Below are 17,347 nucleotides of genomic sequence, written 5' to 3'. Positions count from 1 at the left end.
AAGAATAAAGTCAATCCGTGAAATCCTGTATAATTCCGTGCTTGAAAGAAATAAACCGCAAGCGTTTTTTATTTTGCCGCACTCTCTTTATTCTACCGTCACAGCCGTACCGCAAGCAGTCACCATCAGCATACTGCCGCTGCCGCCTACCGTTTCGTAATCAAGGTCAACGCCAATCACTGCATTAGCGCCCAACAAACGGGCTTGTTCCTGCATCTCGCGAAGCGCCGTATCTTTAGCTTCACGAAGCACTTCCTCGTACGAACCGCTGCGTCCGCCTACCACATCGCGGATACTGGCAAAAAAGTCACGGAATACATTGGCGCCGATAATTGTTTCGCCGGATACGATGCCATAATAACGGGTTATCTTTGCACCCTCAATCACTGAAGTCGTTGTTATTAACATAATCTTTATTTTTAAGTTATCTGCAACTTATCAGACGCACAAAGAGGAAGAAAAGTTGCAGCAATAGTCAAAAAAAATTAAATACGCAATTTCATCCGGCAAGCATCAAAACATACGGCTCACACGCTCTATGCCCGCTACCAATACATCTATCTCCTCTTTCGTGTTATACAGGCCAAATGAAGCACGCACCGTTCCTTCAATGCCGAGACGCTGCATCAACGGTTGTGCGCAGTGATGCCCCGTACGTACGGCAATGCCCAAACGGTCGAGCAAAGTGCCCATATCGAAATGGTGAATATCGCCTACGAGGAAAGAGATAACACTCCCTTTCTCTTCGGCCTCACCGAAGATGCGCATACCGGGAATCTCTTTCAAACGTGTCATGGCATATGTAGTCAGTTCATGTTCATGGGCGGCAATCTTCTCCATGCCGATGGCAGAAACGTAATCCAACGCTTTGGCAAGCCCTGTCGTACCGATATAATCGGGTGTTCCCGCCTCGAACTTGAAAGGAAGTTCATTGAAAGTAGTCCGTTCGAACGATACGTGCTGTATCATTTCGCCGCCACCCTGGTAGGGGGGCATCTTATCGAGCCATTCTTCTTTACCGTAAAGCATACCCACACCAGTAGGACCGTACACCTTGTGACCGGAAAAAACGTAGAAATCCGCATCCAAATCCTGCACATCCACCGGCATATGCGGAATGGACTGGGCTCCGTCCACAAGCACGGGAACGCCTTGCCCGTGGGCATAGCGTATCATCTCCTTTACGGGATTCACCGTACCCAGCACATTGGATACATGGGCTACGCTGACAATCTTCGTACGTTCGGAAAACAACTGTTTGTACTCGTCCAACAAAAGTTCGCCTCTGTCATTCATCGGGATAACTTTAATGGCAATCCCTCTTTTGGCAGCCAGCAATTGCCAGGGAACGATGTTGCTGTGATGTTCCATGACGGAGAGAATCACCTCATCCCCCTCCTGCATAAACTCCTCACCGAAGCTGGACACAAACAGATTGATACTTTCCGTCGTGCCGCGGGTAAAGATGATTTCATTCGTACTGCCGGCATGGATGAACTTCCGTACCGTCTCGCGAGATGCCTCGTGCAACTCCGTAGCCTGCTGCGAAAGGAAATGCACACCGCGATGCACATTGGCATTGACCGAATAGTACTCATCCGTAATGGCATCCACCACCTGACGGGGTTTCTGCGTAGTCGCACCGTTATCAAAGTAAACCAACGGCTTACCATATACCTCACGGGAAAGTATCGGAAAATCAGCTCTTATCTTTTGAAGGTCCATATCTTTCAAATTATGAATTATGAATGAAGAATAAGCTGCGCAGCATCAGTACCCGCATGGCAATTCTTCATTCATAATTCTCCATTATTTACATATTGCACACCCGCGGCATTTGTTCAGCTCACCGCGGAAACGTTTTTCCACCAGCAGGTGCAGACGGTCTTTCAAGGCATCCAGACGGATTGTGTCAATCACCTCGTTTACAAAAGCGAACATCAGCAGCAAACGTGCCTCATGCACGGAGATGCCGCGCTGCTGCATATAGAACAGGGCGCTTTCATCGAGCTGGCCTACCGTAGCCCCATGACTGCACTTCACATCATCGGCATAAATCTCCAGTTGCGGCTGGGTATACATATGCGCTTCGCGAGTGGCGCAAAGATTACGGTTCGTTTGCTGGGAACTCGTATGCTGCGCACCCGGACGTACCAGTACCAGGCCTGCAAAAGCACCGACAGACTGGTCGTCGAGCACATACTTAAAGAGTTCGTTGCTGGTACAGTTGGGCACTGCATGGTCTATGGTGGTATTGTTGTCCACATGCTGGTTCTTATCCGCAACAGCCATCCCGCAAAGGTTCAGTTCAGCACCTTCGCCGGCAAGCGTAACTTCGGTTGTGTTGCGGGTAGTACCGTTATGCAAAGTCATTCCGTTCAGCAAAACGTTGCTGTTAGCTTCTTGTCTGACATACAAACTGCTGATGCGTACCGTACTGGTATGCGTCTCCTCCAGTTCATAGAAGTTGAAAGTGGCGTTCTCCCCAACGAATACCTCTACCACTTGCGTAGCAAGGAAATTCACACTGTCCATGGCGTGGTCGCATGCCAGAAGACGGGCTTGCGCACCCTCTTCCAAAATGATAAGCACACGGCGGTTCACCATAAAGTTGACATCGCCGCGCAGAATGTTCACCAACTGGATAGGTTTCTCCACCACCACGTTCTTGGGAACATACAGCAATACGCCGTCCTGCGCAAAGGCTGTATTGAAAGCCGTCACTCCATCTTTGGAAGTATCTGCCAGCTTACCGTAGTACTTCTTCACCAACTCCGGACGCTGTTCCGCCATTTCCTTGAGGCTACCGAAGATAACGCCCTCAGGCAAATGCGATTTCGGCAAAGCCTTGTTATAGAAAGCATCATTCACAACAAAGTAAAGGGAAGTGCTCATATTCGGCACATCGCACTTGAATACTTCGTAGGGATTAACCGGAATCTCCAACCGGTTCAGGTTCAGTCCGTAATCGGGTTCAAAGAACTTGCTGACATCGGTATATTTATATTTCTCCGTCTTACGGGTAGGAAAGCCAAGCCGCTCGAAGTCGGCAAATGCAGCGGCACGCGGAGCATTCAGCGCTTCGGCGCTATGGCGGCATATCATCGCCTCCGTCTGGGAGAAAAGGTCTATATATTGTTGCTCTACACTCATGTTATCTGATTATGAGTTTTGAATTATAATTATGAACGGGCTGCGCATCATCATGCTGCAGGATAATTCATAATTCATAATCCATAATTTATAATTCACTCGCTTCTTTCTTAATCCAATCGAAGCCGCGTGCTTCAATCTCCTTAGCCAGTTCGGGACCGCCCGTCTTCACGATGCGTCCGCCAAGCAGTACATGGACGGTATCCGGTTTCAGATAGTCCAGCAGGCGTTGGTAGTGGGTGATGACCATTGCGCTGGTTTGGGGAGTCTTCAGTTTGTTGAAGCCATCGGCTACAATGCGCAAAGCATCTACATCAAGCCCGGAATCCGTTTCGTCGAGAATGGCGAAAGTAGGTTCCAGCATAGCCATCTGGAAGATTTCGTTACGTTTCTTCTCACCGCCGCTGAAGCCTTCGTTCACGCTACGGTTGGCAAGTTTGTTGTCCAGTTCGACAATGGCGCGTTTCTCGCGCATCAGTTTCAAGAATTCGCTGGCAGACAGGGCGGGCAGATGACGGTATTTACGCTGTTCGTTGACAGCGGCACGCATAAAGTTCACCATCGAAACTCCCGGTATCTCCACCGGTGTCTGGAACGAAAGGAAAACACCTTCATGGGCACGGTCTTCAGGACTCATAGCCAAAAGGTCCTTACCGTTGAAAGTTACCGTACCGCGTGTCACCTCGTATGCAGGATGTCCCACCAGCACATTGCTCAGTGTACTCTTTCCGGCTCCGTTCTGTCCCATCAGGGCATGCACCTCACCGTCGCGGATCGTGAGGTTGATGCCTTTCAATATCTCTTTGCCATTGATGCTGGCGTGCAGGTCTTTTATCTCTAACATGATATTTAATTTTGAATTTTGAATTCCAATAGCTATCCTACGCTTCCCTCGAGTGAAATAGCTAATAATTTCTGAGCCTCTACGGCAAACTCCATAGGCAGCTTGTTGAGTACCTCCTTTGCATAACCGTTCACAATCAGTCCTACGGCATCTTCCGTAGAGATGCCGCGCTGGTTGCAATAGAATATCTGGTCTTCGCTAATCTTGCTGGTGGTTGCCTCGTGCTCTACAATGGCCGTCTCGTTATGGATATCCATGTAGGGAAACGTATGCGCACCGCACTTATCGCCCAGCAGCAAGGAGTCGCACTGGCTATAGTTGCGGGCATTGTCCGCTTTTTGGGCAACGCGCACCAGACCGCGGTAAGAGTTCTCGCTCCGTCCGGCGGAGATACCCTTGCTGACGATAGTGCTGCGGGTATTCTTTCCGAGATGAATCATCTTCGTACCGGTATCTGCCTGCTGGTAATTATTGGTTACCGCCACGCTGTAAAACTCTGCCGTGGAGTTATCACCCGAAAGAATACAGGACGGATATTTCCAGGTAATGGCCGAACCGGTTTCCACCTGCGTCCAGGACAGTTTGCTATTTACCCCTTTGCAGTGTCCGCGTTTCGTTACGAAATTATACACGCCGCCTTTGCCTTCGGCATCACCCGGATACCAGTTCTGGACAGTGCTGTACTTCACTTCCGCACGGTCGTGCACCACAATCTCCACAATGGCGGCATGCAGTTGGTTTTCATCACGCATCGGCGCCGTACATCCCTCCAGGTAGGAAACGTACGAATCATCATCCGCCACAATCAACGTTCTTTCAAACTGTCCGGTATTGCGGGCATTGATACGGAAGTAAGTGGACAACTCCATCGGACAACGTACCCCTTTCGGGATATAGACGAAAGAACCGTCGGAGAACACCGCAGAGTTCAGTGCCGCAAAGAAGTTGTCGCGATAGCCCACTACCGAGCCCAAGTACTTCTGTACCAAATCAGGATGTTCGCGCACTGCTTCGCTGAACGAACAGAAGATGATGCCTTTCTCCATAAGCGTCTCCTTAAAGGTAGTCTTTACGGATACAGAGTCCATTACGGCATCCACCGCCATACCGCTAAGTGCCATCTGCTCTTCCAGAGGAATGCCCAGTTTATTGAATGTCTTGACCAGCTCCGGGTCTACCTCGTCCATGCTCTTGGGTCCGTCCTTCTTCTTGGTAGGGTCGGCATAGTATGAGATAGCCTGATAGTCTATTTCAGGAATACGGAGATGCGCCCATGCAGGCATCTCCAGCGTCAGCCAATGGCGGTACGCTTTCAGGCGGAACTCCAGCAACCACTCGGGTTCTCCTTTTTTCTCGGAAATCAGCCGCACCACATCTTCATTCAAACCACGCTCGATGATGTCTGTGTGCACGTCGGTCGTAAAACCGTACTTGTACTTCTCCTGAGTGAGTTCCTTTACATATTTATTGGGTTCTTCTTGTTGCATTGTTTCTATAATTATAAAATTACAAGTTACGAATCAAACCACATCTCCATTCACAATCTGTTCCGTAACAGCCTTTGCTGCAGGAAAGAATATTCCGGCAAATGACTTCATGGGATAATATAACACCGATTCTTTCTTTTTTGTTTGACTGAGCAGCGTATTGTCCGAATCTATAAATTCGATAACGCCCACCAGCAAACTCACCAGCAGAAGTGCTTTCAGCGCTCCCAGCCCGGAACCCAGCCAACGGTTCAGCCAACCGAGCGACACGGCTTCCATCGCCTTCGTCAGCAGCGAAGCTATCAACGCAAAAGCCAGAGGCACCGCTACCCAGATAGCAATGAATGCCAGCACTTGCGCCACTGTCATTGAATCGGTAATCCTGGAAAACACTTTCTCGGCAACGGAAGCATACAAAGCCTTTGCCGCCACCAGACCGGCAACCAGTCCCAACAAGGTAGCCAACTGCTTTACAAAACCTTTTATAAAACCTACAAGCGCTCCGGCACCGATTATTACCAAGATTATACTATCTACAACAGCCATAACTATATTAAAAAGGCGCGGATTACACGGACAAACACGGTTTTTCTTAACCAATCCGTGAAATCCGTGTAATCCGCGCCTGAAGATTTTTTATATATTGCTTACAGAGTCTGCTTTACCTCCACTTCTTCGTAAGATTCGATGATGTCTCCTACCTTGATGTCGTTGCAGTTTGTCAGGCTGATACCGCATTCGAAGTTTGTTCCAACTTCCTTTACATCGTCCTTGAAGCGCTTCAATGCATTGATATTTCCTGTGAAGATAACAATACCGTCGCGAATCAGACGGGCCTTGTCGCTGCGTTTCACCTTTCCGGTCTTCACCATGGTACCTGCCACAAGACCCACTTTGGTAATGTTGAATACCTCGCGCACCTCGATAGTGGCCGTCACCTGTTCCTTCAAAGTCGGCGCCAGCATACCTTCCATGGCAGCCTTCACCTCTTCAATGGCATCGTAGATGACAGAGTACTTGCGGATGTCCACACCTTCCTGCTCTGCCAGTTTGGCGGCAGCACCCGAAGGACGAACCTGGAATCCAACAATAATCGCATCCGAAACGGCAGCCAGAGATACATCCGATTCGGAGATAGCGCCGACGCCTTTGTGAATAACGTTTACCTGTACCTGCTCGGTAGACAGCTTAATCAACGAGTCGCTCAACGCTTCAACGGAACCGTCCACGTCACCTTTCACGATGATATTCAGTTCGTGGAAGTCGCCCAATGCCAAACGGCGGCCCACTTCATCCAACGTCAGCATCTTCTGTGTACGCAGACCTTGCTCACGCTGCAACTGTTCGCGCTTGTTGGCAATTTCACGTGCTTCCTGTTCAGTCTCGATTACATGGAATGTATCGCCTGCAGCCGGTGCACCGTTCAGGCCGAGAATCAAAGCCGGTTCCGAAGGACCTGCCTCTTTCATGCGCTGGTTACGTTCGTTGAACATGGCTTTCACCTTACCGTAACTTGTACCTGCGAGCACAATGTCACCCATCTTCAAAGTACCGTTGGATACCAGCACCGTAGCCACATAGCCACGACCCTTATCCAATGAGGACTCGATGATGGAACCGGTAGCACGGCGATTCGGGTTTGCCTTCAAATCCAGCATTTCAGCTTCCAGCAATACTTTCTCCATCAAATCGCTTACGCCAATACCTTTCTTGGCTGAAATATCCTGAGACTGGTACTTACCGCCCCATTCCTCAACGAGGAAGTTCATGGCAGCCAGTTCTTCCTTAATCTTATCGGGATTAGCCGTCGGCTTATCAATCTTATTGATAGCGAATACGATAGGCACACCGGCAGCCATGGCATGGTTGATAGCTTCTTTGGTCTGCGGCATCACGTTGTCATCGGCAGCCACAATGATGATGGCGATATCCGTTGCCTTGGCACCGCGGGCACGCATGGCGGTAAACGCTTCGTGACCCGGAGTATCGAGGAACGTAATCTTGCGTCCGTCTTCCAATGTCACGTGGTAAGCACCGATATGCTGCGTGATACCACCCGCCTCACCGGCAATAACATTTGCCTTACGGATATAGTCGAGCAACGAAGTCTTACCGTGGTCTACGTGACCCATCACCGTTACAATCGGAGCGCGAGGCTCTAAATCTTCCTCGGCATCCTCTTCTTCGACAATAGCCTGGGCCACTTCCGCACTTACATATTCTGTCTTGAAACCGAATTCTTCCGCTACCAGATTGATTGTTTCCGCATCCAGACGCTGGTTAATGGAAACCATCATGCCGATGCTCATACAAGTAGCGATAACCTGCGTAACGGAAATATCCATCATGCTCGCCAGCTCATTGGCAGTCACGAACTCGGTCAGCTTCAATATCTTGCTTTCCGCCATTTCCTGGTCTTCCAGCTCCTGCATACGGCTGGATGCCATGTCACGTTTCTCCTTACGGTATTTCGCACCCTTATTCTTGCCTTTGGAAGTGAGGCGTGCCAAAGTTTCCTTTACCTGTTTTGCCACATCCTCTTCACTTACTTCCTGTTTGATTACAGGTTTCTTGAAGCGGTCTTTATTCTTGTTCTTACCGGCTTGTTGGTTATTACCCCCTTGCTGGCCGCCTTTCAGACGATCGTTTCCGCCACGCTGGAAGTTGGATGCATTGTTGATATCCACCTTTTCCTTGTTAATGCGGACGCGTTTTTTCTTGCCGTTGGCATCGTTGCCATCTTTCGTCTTATTATCGTCACGGCGAATCTCCTTGATAATGGCTTCTTTCATCAGCTTCTTCTGATCCTGGCGCTGCTTTTCTTTTTCTTCACGCTCCTTGCGCTTTTCCTCTTTCGATTTCTTCTTCGGACGTGTAGACTGATTCAGCGCTGCGAGGTCTATTTGTCCGATGACGTTAATCTTCGATACAAACTCAGGCTGATGTATTTTGAATATTTCTTCTTTTTCTTCTTTATTTTCCGAAACAGCCTCTTCGGTTGCAGCGGGAGCAGGCTCCGCGTTAGAAACCGGTACGGGTTCTGCAGCCACCGGCGCTGTTTTTTCTTCTTCTGCCGCCGGAGCAGGTTCAACCACCGGAGCAGGTGTCGGCTCGGGCTGAGGTTCGGGAACGGGTTCCGGTTTCGGAGCCTCAACAACAGGTGCAGGTTCTTCCGCCTTTACTTCTTCAACCACCGGCATCTCCGGTTCCACCGCTTCTTCCTCTTTTTCCACAGTATGTTTGCGATTCAGTTTATCCAAATCAATCTTCCCGACAGGCTTAAACTTCGGACGTACATCTTCGGGAACCACAGCCTTTACCACCTCTTCGGTTTTCGGCTTTTCCTGTGCTTCCTTGTCATAACCGTCAATAGCCACCGATGCCTTGTTGCGTTCCTTACTCTGACGTTCCTGAATGAAACGCTCCGTTTTCAATTTAAGATCCTTATCTGTACTAAACTCTTTCACAAGCAAGTCGTACTGCTCGTCGGTAATCTTCGTATTGGGATTTGCTTCAATGGCATATCCCTTCTTTTGCAAGAACTCAACTACCGTCGTGATTCCTACATTTAAATCTCTTGTTACTTTATTTAACCTTATCGTCATACTTTAATTTAATGAATAATGGAGAAAGAAGTGGTGGTTAGTGATTAGCGATTAGGGGTTAGCGATTAGTGTTTAGTGATGATTTTATTATACATACCAAAAATCACTTATCACTAACCCCTAATCACTAATCACTAATTTTCCCCTTCTTCAAACTCCGATTTCAAAATGCGTAATACTTCGTCCACCGTTTCCTCTTCCAGGTCAGTCTTCTCAATCAACATCTCGCGCGGTGCATTCAACACAGCCTTAGCGGTATCAATACCGATAGCCTTGATGGCATCGATTACCCAACCGTCAATCTCATCGCGGAATTCATCCAAGTAGATATCTTCATCCTCTACCGCTTCATCCAATTCGCGGAATACGTCAATGGTGTACTCAGTCAACATACTGGCCAGCTTGATATTCAAACCGCCTTTACCGATAGCCAGCGACACCTCTTCCGGTTTCAGGAAGACTTCCGCCTTGTGCTCTTCCTCGTTCAGACGGATGGAAGATATCTTGGCGGGGCTGAGGGCGCGCTGTATAAACAACTGGATATTCGACGTATAGTTGATTACATCGATATTCTCGTTGCGAAGCTCGCGGACAATACCATGAATACGGCTGCCCTTCACACCGACGCAGGCACCTACCGGGTCGATACGGTCATCGTATGACTCAACGGCAATCTTGGCACGCTCACCGGGAATACGGGCAATCTTCTTGATAGTAATCAGTCCGTCATTGATTTCGGGTACTTCCATCTCGAACAGACGTTGCAGGAAAACGGGCGACGTACGACTCAGGATAATCTTCGGATTGTTGTTCTTGTTGTCGACGCGGGCTACCACGGCGCGGGCGGTCTCACCCTTACGGTAGAAGTCGCTCGGAATCTGTTCGGTCTTGGGCAACAGCAGTTCATTGCCTTCGTCATCGAGCAGCAACATTTCCTTTTTCCAAATCTGGTAAACCTCTGCATTGATAATAGTACCCACCTTATCAATGTATTTATTGTAAATACTGTCTTTTTCCAGTTCCAAAATCTTGGAAGCCAATGTCTGGCGCAAGTTCAGAATAGCACGGCGGCCGAACTTCGCAAAGTTCACCTCATCCGTCACTTCCTCTCCCACCTCGTACGAAGCGTCAATCTTCCGGGCTTCGCTCAAAGAAATCTGCAGGTTCGGGTTTTCAAGGTCCTCATCCGCCACAACTTCACGATTACGCCATATTTCGAAGTCACCCTTATCCGGGTTCACAATCACGTCGTAATTCTCATCGGTTCCGAACATCTTTGCAATCACACTGCGGAACGACTCTTCGAGCACGCTCACCATGGTGGTTCTATCAATATTCTTCAGTTCTTTAAATTCCGAAAAGGTATCTATCAAGCTGATAGTTTCTTCTTTCTTGGCCATAGTCTTATTTAAAACTAATTAAGTATTTAGTATATTTTATCTCTTCGTATGTAAAGGTCAGGTCCTCATCCACCATTTTAGGACGCTTGGCTCCCTCCTCTTTCACTTTCTTCTGAACAGTGACGGTAAACTGCCGCTCGTCGGCATCTTTCAACACTCCGCAATGCTTGCGGCCGTCTTTTGCCAATACTTCCACTTCCTTGCCGATGTGGTTGACGTACTGTTGCAGCACTTTAAACGGTTGTCCGATACCGGCAGAACCGACTTCCAGTTCGTAATCCTCATCCTCACGATTCAACCGGGACTCTATGTAGCGGCTCAGTTCTACACAATCCTCAATCCAAACACCTTCTTTGTGGTCTATCTCCACCACAATCTTGTCATCCGGGCTGATTATGACTTCCACCAGGAAGTACTCCTTATCTTCCAGCCACTCGTCTACAATCTGACAAACTGTTTTCTTTTCTATCATAGATTAACCATTAGGAACAAAAAAGAGGAGCTCAATCGCCCCTCCACCTTTCATCCGTTTCGGTTGCAAAGATATAAATAATCTGTTCGACTACAAAATAATAGGAGAAAAAAAGAATATTTAGCACTCCTGCCCGAATTTATCTTCCATTCAAAATTAATCACTACATTTGCAGGGTTCTTTAAACTCAATCGTCATGGCACATCACCTGAATACCAACAAACAGTTTATGATAGGCAACGGCATCCTTGCTTTTGCCGTAATATTCGTTGTCGTTATCTTCGTCTACATGAGCATGCGCCTGCAACGGCAGAAAGAGGGCGAACGCCACTTTGCCGAAACCTACAACATCACTTTGGTGAAAGGCTTTGCCGGCGATTCCATCTCCATTCTTCTCAATGACAGCGTGCTGGCAGACCGGCGCATCGGTGAAGAGCCTTTCAATATCGAGGTAAAACGGTTTGCCGAGCAAAGCGCACTGATGATAGTGGACAAGGCAACCGACAGACTTTCTCTGTTTGAGTTGAGCGAAAAAGGCGGTAACTATCGTTTTGAAAAAGACGGCGATGAAGTGAAGCTGTTGGCACAGTAGTCCGCTCCGTGCCTCTCCCATTATAATCGGCCTGTTTCAGAAGTCTGTCTTATACTTTCTCAGTTCGCTGCGCAGCAGTTGCGCCTTGCCATCCGTCATGCCATCAAGTAACGCCCAAAAGCGCTCGCCATGATTCATTTCACGGGTATGTGCCAACTCGTGCAGCAGCACATAGTCAATCAAGTGCCTAGGCAATAGAACAAGGAAATAGGACAGATTGATGTTTCCACGGGCGGAACAACTTCCCCAACGCCCGCTGCTGGAGTTTATTTTCACACTCTTATAAGAAAGATTATGCTGCAACGAGAGTGCATAAAGCCGAGGCGGAAGAATAATCTTGGCATTACGCCGCAAGGCTTCCTCAATCACTTTACGCAGCCAAGCCTGCAACTCCTTATTTGAGAAGTCTGCATCCGGCGGACAGATAATCTGCATTTCCCCCAGTTCCGAGCGCGAAAGGAAGCGGTCGCGTTCTCCGCCGACCAAACTCAACTTGAAGAATTCCGTATCAATCCGATAGTCCAAATCAATCAGCGGACGGCTTTGCTGCTGTCGGGCGGCCCTCAACCGGGGACGCAGTTGCTCCACAGCATTCTTTACTTCTCCGATGGTTGTGCCCGGCGGAACAGTTACATGAATGGCATCCTCACGCGTACGAAAGGTCAGACGCCGGGCACGGACATTCACCCGTACCAACAAACGTCCCAACTCCTTATCTTCTAAAACATGCTCCGTTGCCATCTGTTCTTTCCTCCTTGAAATAAGGACAAAAGAACGAAGAATCGTCCGAAAAAGCAAACGCTTGTCTACCAAAAACGAACAATGTGTTCAAAAGCGGACACCGCATTTCCTCCATTACATCCTAATAAACAAAGATTTATGCTTATGGCATAGGATTTGAATAAGAACCGGCAGCAAGAAGTTCCCGGTAAAAAGTCATAATCCCCTGCAACTTTTTGAGAGAAGACTACGTCTAACAAACAAGAACACTTAAAATACATTGAACATGAAAACATTAACAGCAATCATCGTATCAGGCATCTTCGCATTAAGCGCAACAGCCTGCACGTGCAACTCCGGTCTGTTTGGCGGAAAAACAGTCAAAGCCAGCAGGAACTATGTAACCAAGAATATCAAAGTAGACAACTTCACCGGTCTGAACCTGGCAGGCAGCCCGAATGTTACTTACACCCAAAAGGCGGGAAAACCCGAAGTGGAAGTGTATACTTCCGACAATATCGTAGACCTTTTGGACATCAATGTAGTTAACAACACCTTGAATATCAAGTTCAAGAAAGGTGTCAGCGTATCTTACAACAAGCTGGAGATACGCGTCTCCTCCGAGACACTCAACAACATCTCCGTTGCCGGCTCCGGTAATGTAGAGTTAGCCAACGGACTGAAAACAGACCACCTGAAAGTATCCGTAGCGGGTTCGGGAGACATCGACGCGGACAACATAACCTGCACCGGCAATCTTAACGTATCCGTGGCAGGGTCGGGCGACATAGAAGGCAGCAACATCACTTGCGCCAATCTCACGGCATCCATAGCCGGTTCCGGAGATTTGAAGCTTGACAACGTATCGGCCGCCGGCACCGAAGCATCTGTCTCAGGATCGGGCACGGCAATATTGACGGGAACTTCCCAGGAAGCCGATTACCGTGTAGCGGGTTCGGGCGACCTGTTTGCATCCGGTCTGCAGGCAAAACGCGTTTCGGCAAGCGTATCCGGTTCGGGAGACATCAAATGCCACGCCACCGACTTCCTGAAAGCACGTACCAGCGGCAGCGGAAACATCGGTTATAAGGGTAACCCGGAACTGGACTTCCCCAAGAAGGGATTATACAAGCTTTGATTCCACATACACTGCAGGGGGGCAACTTTCCGCTCCCCCAACAACAATAAAAGGGACGCTGCATCACGCGGCGTCCCATTTATCTTAGTTAGTTTCTATAAAATTTTGAGAGAATTGAAACTTCACAGCCTCTGTTTTTGTTTTAATAAAAGCACACTAACTATATTATATTTAAAGCAAATGAAAATGTTATTTTAAAAGCAAATGAAAATATCTACTGTCTGTTTTCCTTCTCCTTGCTTACACGGTGCAGACTATCCAATATCTGCTTCTCGTGCGTTGCGGCCCTATCCCCCGAAAGGGCGACCGACGGAGCGGAAATTTGTTTGCCGATAGTATCGGCGGCAGCCACCTCTCTTACATCGGCAAAGAACGAATGTTGCATCACATTGCCCAATGAAAGCACCACTGCCACTGCGGCTGCGGCTTTAAACAACGGCATGAAGCGCGCCGTCAATGTCATGCGCCTGGCCTTCACAACCGGAGCTTCAATCTCGGCAAGCACCCGTGCATCGAAATCCGCACCCAGATGCTCTTCCTGCTGAAGTTGCTGATATACAAACAAATCCTTATAACGCGACAAGTGTTCGGGAACGTCCTCTTCTGTAAAGAAAGTACGCAACTGCGCTTCTTCCTCAAGAGAAGTCTCACACTGCCAATAACGTTCTAAAAGTTGTTCTATATATTTAAAGTCCATAACCTTCTATATCAATAAACCGTTGTTTAACCTTTTGCCTTGCCCTGAAGAGGTTCACTTTCACCTGTTCCTCTGTCAGACTCAGGACAACCGCAATCTCCTTGTAGCTCTTACCTTCCATATCCCTCAGCTGCATAATCAGCCGCTGCTTTTCGGGAAGTTCGTTTATCAGGCGGTGTATCAGAGCCATTCGTTCTTTATTCACCAGCCTTTCGTAAGGGCCCGATGCTTCGGAAGCCTCTTCCATATCGGGGGTAAGTTCCACCGCTCGGGCGTCTTTCCTTTCGCTGCGGTCTATCGCCAGATTCCTTGCCACTGTCAGGCAATAGGCTTCGACAGAACCGAACTGCGTCCACTCGTCGCGCTTGTTCCATACCCTAATCAGCGTTTCCTGCACAACATCTTCCGCTTCCGCCCGGTCGGATGTAATCCTCAGGGCCAACCGAAAGAGCTTGTCTTTCAGAGGGAGAATGTCATTACGAAAACTGATTTCCTGCATCTCTAATTAATTGACGGTTCAGCAAACGGAAAGTTACAGTCTGCCACCACTTTTTTTTGATTTATTTTTTGATACGGGTTCCGCCATCACTGTTTATGGCTGAGGCTAAGGTGATTACAACTTCCGTGACTCCGGCATTCAAAGCCTCGAAAGAATTCTCCAGCTTGGGAATCATGCCGCCCTGGATAACCCCTTCGGCAACATACTGCTTAAATTCTTCCGGGGTAATCCGGGAAATCACGCTGTCGTCGTCATTCTCGTTGCGCAGCACGCCTTTTTTCTCGAAGCAATATACCAGCGTCACGTCAAACTGTCCGGACAAGGCTTTGGCCGTTTCTCCGGCAATCGTATCGGCATTCGTATTCAGCATGTGTCCCTCGCCGTCGTGTGTCAGCGGGGCCATTACCGGAACAACGCCTTTATGGATGAGTTCGCTCAGAAACGCTCCGTTCACCTGCTTTACATCGCCCACGAAACCATAGTCCACCTCCTTTACCGGACGCTTTGCGGAACGGATCACGTCCATGTCCGCACCCGTCAGGCCGAGCGCATTCACGCCTCGTGCCTGCAAACCGGCCACTATGTTCTTGTTCACCAATCCGCCATACACCATTGTCACCACCTTCAAAGTCTCGGCATCGGTGATGCGGCGTCCATTCACCATTTTGCTTTCAATACCCAACAGGGCTGCGATTTTCGTTGCCGAACGTCCGCCGCCGTGCACCAGGACTTTATATCCTTCGATGGCGGCAAAGTCATCCAACAACTTGCAGAGGGTGGCTTCCTCTTCCACGATTTTGCCACCCACCTTGATTACAGTCAGTTTCTCTCTCATTATTCCAAATATGTGTATCCGTACAAACCGGAACGGTAATTAGACAAAAATTCCTTGCCTTCTTCCAGGGAGATGCGTCCTTCCTTTACCGACTGGCTCACCCAGGTCTCCAACGTACGCACCAGCTTCTTCGGACTGTACTGCACGTAATCCAGCACTTCCGCCACCGTCTCACCATCGATAACCTGCTCTATCGTATACCCCTTATCGCTCACGGATACGTGCACCGCATTCGTATCGCCGAACAGATTGTGCATATCGCCGAGAATTTCCTGATAGGCACCCACCAGGAACACACCCACATAATAGGGTTCCTTACTCTTCAAGGAATGTACCGGCAAGTAATGGGACACGTTCTTGGTAGAGATAAAGTTGGCAATCTTACCGTCCGAATCGCAGGTAATGTCCTGCAGGGTAGCCGTCCGGTCCGGCCGTTCGTCCAGACGCTGGATAGGCATGATGGGGAATATCTGGTCTATCGCCCAGGAGTCCGGCAGGGACTGGAAGAGCGAGAAGTTACAGAAATACTTATCCGCCAGCAGTTTGGGGAGACCGCGGAATTCATCGGGCGCATGCTTCAGTCCGCCGGCTATCTGGTTCACTTCGCGCATGATAGACCAATACAGCCGCTCAATTTTGGCGCGGGTCTGCAGGTCCACGATGCCGTGGCTGAACAAATCGAGCGCCTCTTCGCGTATCTGCTGCGCATCGTGCCAGGCTTCCAGCATCCTGTTCTGGTTCAGTGTATCCCAAATGCCGTAAAGCTCCCGCAAGAGTTCGTGGTCGTTTTCGGTCACCTCTTCATCGTCGTCCCATTCAGGCAGATTGGTGGTTTCCAGCACCTCGAATATAAGTACGGAATGATGCGCCGTCAAAGCGCGTCCGCTCTCCGTAATGATATTGGGATGGGGAATGCCGTTCTTGTCGCTGGCATCCACCAGAGTAGAAATGGAGTCGTTCACATACTCCTGGATGGAATAGTTTACGCTGCCCTCGCTGTTGGACGAGCGCGTTCCGTCATAATCCACTCCCAGGCCGCCGCCGATGTCCACGAATTCCACGTTGAATCCCATGTTGTGCAACTGCACATAGAACTGCGACGCTTCACGCAGAGCGGTTTTGATACGACGGATTTTCGTTACCTGGCTTCCGATGTGGAAATGTATCAGCTTCAGGCAGTCCTGCATGCCTTTGCTTGCCATGAAGTCGAGCGCTTCGAGCAATTCGCTGGACGACAGTCCGAACTTGCTTGCATCGCCGCCCGAATCTTCCCACTTGCCGCTTCCCGACGAAGCCAGCTTGATACGTATGCCGATATTGGGCTTTACATTCAACTGCTTCGCCATTTTGGCTATCAGCTTCAGCTCATTCATTTTCTCTACTACGAGAAAGATGCGTTTTCCCATCTTCTGCGCCAGCAAAGCAAGCTCTATGTAGCTCTCATCCTTGTATCCGTTGCAGATAATCAGCGAGTCGGAGTCCATATTGATGGCAATCACCGCATGCAGTTCGGGTTTGGAGCCTGCTTCCAGTCCGAGATTGAATTTCTTGCCGTGGCTGATAATCTCCTCGACCACCGGACGCATCTGATTCACCTTAATAGGATAGATAATAAAATTCTCCGCCTTGTAGCCGTACTCTTCCGCCGCTTGTCTGAAACAACAGGAAATCTTCTCAATCCGGTTGTCAAGAATGTCGGGAAAGCGCACCAGCATGGGCGCCGTCACGTCACGCAGTTGCAATTCGTCGACCAGGTCTTTCAAATCGACGCCGACGCCATCTTTACGCGGTGTTACTACAACATGACCTTTGTCATTGATACCAAAGTACGAAGTGCCCCAACCTGTAATGTTGTACAGCTCTTCCGAATCTTCAATACGCCATTTTCTCATTTCTTGTTACTCT

Annotated in this window: 16 protein-coding genes; 2 read left to right on the top strand and 14 right to left on the bottom strand. The window is 49.0% G+C overall.

Features of this window, described 5'->3' with window-relative positions; all coding sequences use genetic code 11:
• Positions 1–87: 87 nt before the first annotated feature.
• From AB5903_RS04895 to rimP, 9 genes are all read right to left on the bottom strand, one after another.
• Entirely contained in the window at positions 88–408 is a 321-nt protein-coding gene (locus AB5903_RS04895) for a heavy metal-binding domain-containing protein (protein WP_005656053.1), read from the bottom strand.
• A 105-nt stretch (positions 409–513) separates the two neighbouring features.
• Entirely contained in the window at positions 514–1,725 is a 1,212-nt protein-coding gene (locus AB5903_RS04890; protein ID WP_195657834.1) for an aminotransferase class V-fold PLP-dependent enzyme, read from the bottom strand.
• 84 nt (positions 1,726–1,809) lie between these two features.
• Complete coding sequence (sufD, locus tag AB5903_RS04885; protein WP_195657833.1) at positions 1,810–3,153, bottom strand: Fe-S cluster assembly protein SufD; 1,344 nt, start codon at positions 3,151–3,153, stop codon at positions 1,810–1,812.
• A gap of 88 nt (positions 3,154–3,241) precedes the next feature.
• Positions 3,242–3,997, bottom strand: a complete 756-nt coding sequence (gene sufC / locus AB5903_RS04880; RefSeq protein WP_005656048.1) for a Fe-S cluster assembly ATPase SufC — start codon at positions 3,995–3,997, stop codon at positions 3,242–3,244.
• Positions 3,998–4,029: 32 nt separating this feature from the next.
• Positions 4,030–5,484, bottom strand: coding sequence for a Fe-S cluster assembly protein SufB (sufB, locus tag AB5903_RS04875; RefSeq protein WP_005656046.1), 1,455 nt, complete (start codon positions 5,482–5,484; stop codon positions 4,030–4,032).
• Positions 5,485–5,517: 33 nt separating this feature from the next.
• Positions 5,518–6,030, bottom strand: a complete 513-nt coding sequence (locus AB5903_RS04870) for a CvpA family protein (RefSeq protein WP_005656044.1) — start codon at positions 6,028–6,030, stop codon at positions 5,518–5,520.
• Positions 6,031–6,131: 101 nt separating this feature from the next.
• Complete coding sequence (infB, locus tag AB5903_RS04865) at positions 6,132–9,089, bottom strand: translation initiation factor IF-2 (protein WP_368117680.1); 2,958 nt, start codon at positions 9,087–9,089, stop codon at positions 6,132–6,134.
• Between the two features lie 134 nt (positions 9,090–9,223).
• Positions 9,224–10,489: a transcription termination factor NusA gene (nusA, locus tag AB5903_RS04860; protein ID WP_005656040.1), complete on the bottom strand. Its 1,266-nt coding sequence runs from the start codon at positions 10,487–10,489 to the stop codon at positions 9,224–9,226.
• A 4-nt stretch (positions 10,490–10,493) separates the two neighbouring features.
• A complete protein-coding gene (rimP, locus tag AB5903_RS04855) occupies positions 10,494–10,961 on the bottom strand; it encodes a ribosome assembly cofactor RimP (protein WP_005656038.1) in 468 nt (155 codons plus the stop codon).
• A gap of 196 nt (positions 10,962–11,157) precedes the next feature.
• On the opposite strand from rimP, the gene AB5903_RS04850 reads away from it, so the two are divergent.
• Positions 11,158–11,553 (top strand): hypothetical protein, encoded by a 396-nt coding sequence (locus AB5903_RS04850; RefSeq protein ID WP_005656036.1) that lies wholly within the window; start codon positions 11,158–11,160, stop codon positions 11,551–11,553.
• A 36-nt stretch (positions 11,554–11,589) separates the two neighbouring features.
• On the opposite strand, the gene AB5903_RS04845 is transcribed toward AB5903_RS04850, so the two are convergent.
• On the bottom strand, positions 11,590–12,294 hold the full coding sequence (locus tag AB5903_RS04845; protein ID WP_022103959.1) for a SprT family zinc-dependent metalloprotease: 705 nt from the start codon (positions 12,292–12,294) through the stop codon (positions 11,590–11,592).
• A gap of 265 nt (positions 12,295–12,559) precedes the next feature.
• On the opposite strand from AB5903_RS04845, the gene AB5903_RS04840 reads away from it, so the two are divergent.
• Entirely contained in the window at positions 12,560–13,411 is an 852-nt protein-coding gene (locus AB5903_RS04840) for a head GIN domain-containing protein (RefSeq protein WP_005656032.1), read from the top strand.
• A 214-nt stretch (positions 13,412–13,625) separates the two neighbouring features.
• On the opposite strand, the gene AB5903_RS04835 is transcribed toward AB5903_RS04840, so the two are convergent.
• The 4 genes from AB5903_RS04835 to speA all read right to left on the bottom strand — a co-directional run bounded on the left by AB5903_RS04835 (position 13,626) and on the right by speA (position 17,334).
• Positions 13,626–14,108: a hypothetical protein gene (locus AB5903_RS04835; RefSeq protein WP_005656030.1), complete on the bottom strand. Its 483-nt coding sequence runs from the start codon at positions 14,106–14,108 to the stop codon at positions 13,626–13,628.
• On the bottom strand, positions 14,098–14,607 hold the full coding sequence (locus AB5903_RS04830) for an RNA polymerase sigma factor (RefSeq protein ID WP_005656029.1): 510 nt from the start codon (positions 14,605–14,607) through the stop codon (positions 14,098–14,100). The genes AB5903_RS04835 and AB5903_RS04830 overlap by 11 nt, the downstream gene beginning before the upstream one ends.
• Positions 14,608–14,668: 61 nt before the next feature.
• Positions 14,669–15,442, bottom strand: coding sequence for an acetylglutamate kinase (gene argB, locus AB5903_RS04825; RefSeq protein ID WP_117665597.1), 774 nt, complete (start codon positions 15,440–15,442; stop codon positions 14,669–14,671).
• The gene (gene speA / locus AB5903_RS04820) at positions 15,442–17,334 is read right to left on the bottom strand and encodes a biosynthetic arginine decarboxylase (RefSeq protein ID WP_016661064.1); all 1,893 of its coding nucleotides are present in this window, start codon (positions 17,332–17,334) and stop codon (positions 15,442–15,444) included. Before speA ends, argB begins: the two co-directional genes overlap by 1 nt.
• Positions 17,335–17,347: the final 13 nt, after the last annotated feature.

It is taken from the genome of Bacteroides sp. 2201st1_D9_2201SCRN_220225, from assembly GCF_040928965.1.
Taxonomy (GTDB): Bacteria; Bacteroidota; Bacteroidia; order Bacteroidales; family Bacteroidaceae; genus Bacteroides; species Bacteroides stercoris.
This window is presented reverse-complemented; position numbering and strand designations above follow the sequence as displayed.